This window comes from Streptococcus cristatus (assembly GCF_003943465.1).
In the GTDB taxonomy this organism is placed as follows: Bacteria; Bacillota; Bacilli; order Lactobacillales; family Streptococcaceae; genus Streptococcus; species Streptococcus cristatus_C.
On record NZ_RJPR01000025.1, the window covers coordinates 1 to 5,245 of the forward strand.

At 49.8% G+C, this 5,245-nt stretch carries 1 tRNA gene and 3 rRNA genes; all 4 read left to right on the forward strand.

Annotation, left to right across the window (positions count from 1 at the left end):
- The first annotated feature begins 332 nt into the window (after nt 1–332).
- The 4 genes from D8793_RS11715 (at nt 333) to rrf (ending at nt 5,245) form a co-directional block, all read left to right on the forward strand.
- Nucleotides 333–1,879: ribosomal RNA gene (locus D8793_RS11715) — 16S ribosomal RNA — on the forward strand.
- Between the two features lie 53 nt (nt 1,880–1,932).
- Nucleotides 1,933–2,005: transfer RNA gene (locus D8793_RS11720), tRNA-Ala, on the forward strand.
- 126 nt (nt 2,006–2,131) lie between these two features.
- Nucleotides 2,132–5,029: ribosomal RNA gene (locus D8793_RS11725) — 23S ribosomal RNA — on the forward strand.
- A 100-nt stretch (nt 5,030–5,129) separates the two neighbouring features.
- Nucleotides 5,130–5,245, forward strand: a 5S ribosomal RNA gene (gene rrf, locus D8793_RS11730).
- The 16S, 23S and 5S rRNA genes sit together here with 1 tRNA gene alongside, the layout of an rRNA operon.

The following is a 5,245-nucleotide window of genomic DNA, read 5'->3' on the forward strand; positions in this document are numbered from 1 at the left end:
GGAATATTTAATAGACTTTAGCAGCACGGTGATATAGTGGATAGGGGAGAGGTANGAAGAGTTAACCTTTCCCTTTTAGTTATTGATTTATAGGTGATTTTAGAGGGGGTTGGAAGAAAAGATGAAAAAAAGATAAAAAAATTTCAAAAAGGTGTTGACAAGGGAGTGGATAGGTGATATACTGATATAGTTGTCGCTTGAGAGAGCGGTAAAGACCTTTGAAAACTGAACAAGACGAACCAATGTGCAGGGCACTACAACATATGTTGTAGTACTGAACAAAGAAAAAACAATAAATCTGTCAGTGACAGAAATGAGTGAGAACTCAAACTTTTAATGAGAGTTTGATCCTGGCTCAGGACGAACGCTGGCGGCGTGCCTAATACATGCAAGTAGAACGCTGAAGGGAGAGCTTGCTCTTCTGGATGAGTTGCGAACGGGTGAGTAACGCGTAGGTAACCTGCCTGGTAGCGGGGGATAACTATTGGAAACGATAGCTAATACCGCATAACATTGACTATTGCATGATAGTCAATTGAAAGGTGCAAATGCACCACTACCAGATGGACCTGCGTTGTATTAGCTAGTTGGTGGGGTAACGGCTCACCAAGGCGACGATACATAGCCGACCTGAGAGGGTGATCGGCCACACTGGGACTGAGACACGGCCCAGACTCCTACGGGAGGCAGCAGTAGGGAATCTTCGGCAATGGACGGAAGTCTGACCGAGCAACGCCGCGTGAGTGAAGAAGGTTTTCGGATCGTAAAGCTCTGTTGTAAGAGAAGAACGAGTGTGAGAGTGGAAAGTTCACACTGTGACGGTATCTTACCAGAAAGGGACGGCTAACTACGTGCCAGCAGCCGCGGTAATACGTAGGTCCCGAGCGTTGTCCGGATTTATTGGGCGTAAAGCGAGCGCAGGCGGTTAGATAAGTCTGAAGTTAAAGGCTGTGGCTTAACCATAGTACGCTTTGGAAACTGTTTAACTTGAGTGCAGAAGGGGAGAGTGGAATTCCATGTGTAGCGGTGAAATGCGTAGATATATGGAGGAACACCGGTGGCGAAAGCGGCTCTCTGGTCTGTAACTGACGCTGAGGCTCGAAAGCGTGGGGAGCAAACAGGATTAGATACCCTGGTAGTCCACGCCGTAAACGATGAGTGCTAGGTGTTGGGTCCTTTCCGGGACTCAGTGCCGCAGCTAACGCATTAAGCACTCCGCCTGGGGAGTACGACCGCAAGGTTGAAACTCAAAGGAATTGACGGGGGCCCGCACAAGCGGTGGAGCATGTGGTTTAATTCGAAGCAACGCGAAGAACCTTACCAGGTCTTGACATCCCGGTGCCCGTCCTAGAGATAGGATTTTGCTTCGGCACACCGGTGACAGGTGGTGCATGGTTGTCGTCAGCTCGTGTCGTGAGATGTTGGGTTAAGTCCCGCAACGAGCGCAACCCTTATTGTTAGTTGCCATCATTTAGTTGGGCACTCTAGCGAGACTGCCGGTAATAAACCGGAGGAAGGTGGGGATGACGTCAAATCATCATGCCCCTTATGACCTGGGCTACACACGTGCTACAATGGCTGGTACAACGAGTCGCAAGTCGGTGACGGCAAGCTAATCTCTTAAAGCCAGTCTCAGTTCGGATTGTAGGCTGCAACTCGCCTACATGAAGTCGGAATCGCTAGTAATCGCGGATCAGCACGCCGCGGTGAATACGTTCCCGGGCCTTGTACACACCGCCCGTCACACCACGAGAGTTTGTAACACCCGAAGTCGGTGAGGTAACCTTTCAGGAGCCAGCCGCCTAAGGTGGGATAGATGATTGGGGTGAAGTCGTAACAAGGTAGCCGTATCGGAAGGTGCGGCTGGATCACCTCCTTTCTAAGGAAAAACGGAAGCCATTGGTCGTCATGTTTAGTTTTGAGAGGTCTTGTGGGGCCTTAGCTCAGCTGGGAGAGCGCCTGCTTTGCACGCAGGAGGTCAGCGGTTCGATCCCGCTAGGCTCCATTAGGATAGTGGAAGCTATTCTAAACTTGTCCATTGAAAATTGAATAACTATATCAAATAGTAACAAGAAAATAAACCGAAACGCTGTGAATATTAATGAGTTTAAGACTGAAAGGTCAAAAATAAGGTTAAGTTAGTAAGGGCGCACGGTGGATGCCTTGGCACTAGGAGCCGAAGAAGGACGTGACAAACGACGAAATGCCTCGGGGAGCTGTAAGTAAGCGCAGATCCGGGGATGTCCGAATGGGGGAACCCAACAGGTACTACCTGTTACCCATCTCTGTTAAGGAGATGAGGAGGAAGACGCAGTGAACTGAAACATCTAAGTAGCTGCAGGAAGAGAAAGCAAAAGCGATTGCCTTAGTAGCGGCGAGCGAAACGGCAGGAGGGCAAACCGAAGAGTTTACTCTTCGGGGTTGTAGGACTGCAATGTGGACTCAGATTTTATAGAAGAATGACATGGGAAGGTCAGCCAAAGAGAGTAAGAGCCTCGTATTTTAAATAGAATCTGTACCTAGCAGAATCCTGAGTACGGCGGGACACGTGAAATCCCGTCGGAATCTGGGAGGACCATCTCCCAACCCTAAATACTCCCTAGTGACCGATAGTGAACCAGTACCGTGAGGGAAAGGTGAAAAGTACCCCGGAAGGGGAGTGAAATAGAACCTGAAACCGTGTGCCTACAACAAGTTCGAGCCCGTTAATGGGTGAGAGCGTGCCTTTTGTAGAATGAACCGGCGAGTTACGTTATGATGCGAGGTTAAGTTGAAGAGACGGAGCCGTAGGGAAACCGAGTCTGAATAGGGCGTCTTAGTATCATGATGTAGACCCGAAACCATGTGACCTACCCATGAGCAGGTTGAAGGTGCGGTAAAACGCACTGGAGGACCGAACCAGGGCACGTTGAAAAGTGCTTGGATGACTTGTGGGTAGCGGAGAAATTCCAAACGAACTTGGAGATAGCTGGTTCTCTCCGAAATAGCTTTAGGGCTAGCGTCGACATAAAGATTCTTGGAGGTAGAGCACTGTTTGGGTGAGGGGTCCATCCCGGATTACCAATCTCAGATAAACTCCGAATGCCAATGAATTATGGTCGGCAGTCAGACTGCGAGTGCTAAGATCCGTAGTCGAAAGGGAAACAGCCCAGACCACCAGCTAAGGTCCCAAAATAATTGTTAAGTGGAAAAGGATGTGGGGTTGCACAGACAACTAGGATGTTAGCTTAGAAGCAGCTATTCATTCAAAGAGTGCGTAATAGCTCACTAGTCGAGTGACCCTGCGCCGAAAATGTACCGGGGCTAAAACAATTTACCGAAGCTGTGGATACCTTTATAGGTATGGTAGGAGAGCGTTCTATGTGTGGAGAAGGTGTACCGTGAGGAGCGCTGGAACGCATAGAAGTGAGAATGCCGGTATGAGTAGCGAAAGATGGGTGAGAATCCCATCCACCGTAAGACTAAGGTTTCCAGGGGAAGGCTCGTCCGCCCTGGGTTAGTCGGGACCTAAGGAGAGACCGAAAGGTGTATCCGATGGACAACAGGTTGATATTCCTGTACTAGAGTATGAAGTGATGGAGGGACGCAGTAGGCTAACTCGTGCGTACGAATGGATGTACGTCTAAGCAGTGAGGCGTGGTATGAGTCAAATGCTTATACCTATAACGTTGAGCTGTGATGGGGAGCGAAGTTTAGTAGCGAGTGAGTGATGTCACACTGCCAAGAAAAGCTTCTAGCGTTGTATCATACTCTACCCGTACCGCAAACCGACACAGGTAGTCGAGGCGAGTAGCCTCAGGTGAGCGAGAGAACTCTCGTTAAGGAACTCGGCAAAATGACCCCGTAACTTCGGGAGAAGGGGTGCTGACTTAGGTCAGCCGCAGTGAATAGGCCCAAGCAACTGTTTATCAAAAACACAGCTCTCTGCTAAATCGTAAGATGATGTATAGGGGGTGACGCCTGCCCGGTGCTGGAAGGTTAAGAGGAGTGCTTAGCGGAAACGCGAAGGTATGAATTGAAGCCCCAGTAAACGGCGGCCGTAACTATAACGGTCCTAAGGTAGCGAAATTCCTTGTCGGGTAAGTTCCGACCCGCACGAAAGGCGTAATGATTTGGGCACTGTCTCAACGAGAGACTCGGTGAAATTTTAGTACCTGTGAAGATGCAGGTTACCCGCGACAGGACGGAAAGACCCCATGGAGCTTTACTGCAGTTTGATATTGAGTGTCTGTGCCACATGTACAGGATAGGTAGGAGCCTATGAGATCGGGACGCCAGTTTCGATGGAGGCGTTGTTGGGATACTACCCTTGTGTTATGGCCACTCTAACCCGGATAGGTGATCCCTATCGGAGACAGTGTCTGACGGGCAGTTTGACTGGGGCGGTCGCCTCCTAAAAGGTAACGGAGGCGCCCAAAGGTTCCCTCAGACTGGTTGGAAATCAGTCGCAGAGTGTAAAGGTATAAGGGAGCTTGACTGCGAGAGCTACAACTCGAGCAGGGACGAAAGTCGGGCTTAGTGATCCGGTGGTTCCGCATGGAAGGGCCATCGCTCAACGGATAAAAGCTACCCTGGGGATAACAGGCTTATCTCCCCCAAGAGTTCACATCGACGGGGAGGTTTGGCACCTCGATGTCGGCTCGTCGCATCCTGGGGCTGTAGTCGGTCCCAAGGGTTGGGCTGTTCGCCCATTAAAGCGGCACGCGAGCTGGGTTCAGAACGTCGTGAGACAGTTCGGTCCCTATCCGTCGCGGGCGTAGGAAATTTGAGAGGATCTGCTCCTAGTACGAGAGGACCAGAGTGGACTTACCGCTGGTGTACCAGTTGTCTCGCCAGAGGCATCGCTGGGTAGCTATGTAGGGAAGGGATAAACGCTGAAAGCATCTAAGTGTGAAACCCACCTCAAGATGAGATTTCCCATAACGCAAGTTAGTAAGAGCCCTGAGAGAAGATCAGGTAGATAGGTTAGGAGTGGAAGTGTGGCGACACATGTAGCGGACTAATACTAATAGCTCGAGGACTTATCCAATTTTCATTGAGCGCAGCTTTTGGCAAGTATTGTGAGGTTTGAGTAGTTATTCAATTTTGAGTTGACAAGGCAATAAGATATTGCAAGTTAATTCAGCAAGTTAAGTGACGATAGCCTAGGAGATACACCTGTACCCATGCCGAACACAGAAGTTAAGCCCTAGAACGCCGGAAGTAGTTGGGGGTTGCCCCCTGTGAGATATGGTAGTCGCTTAGC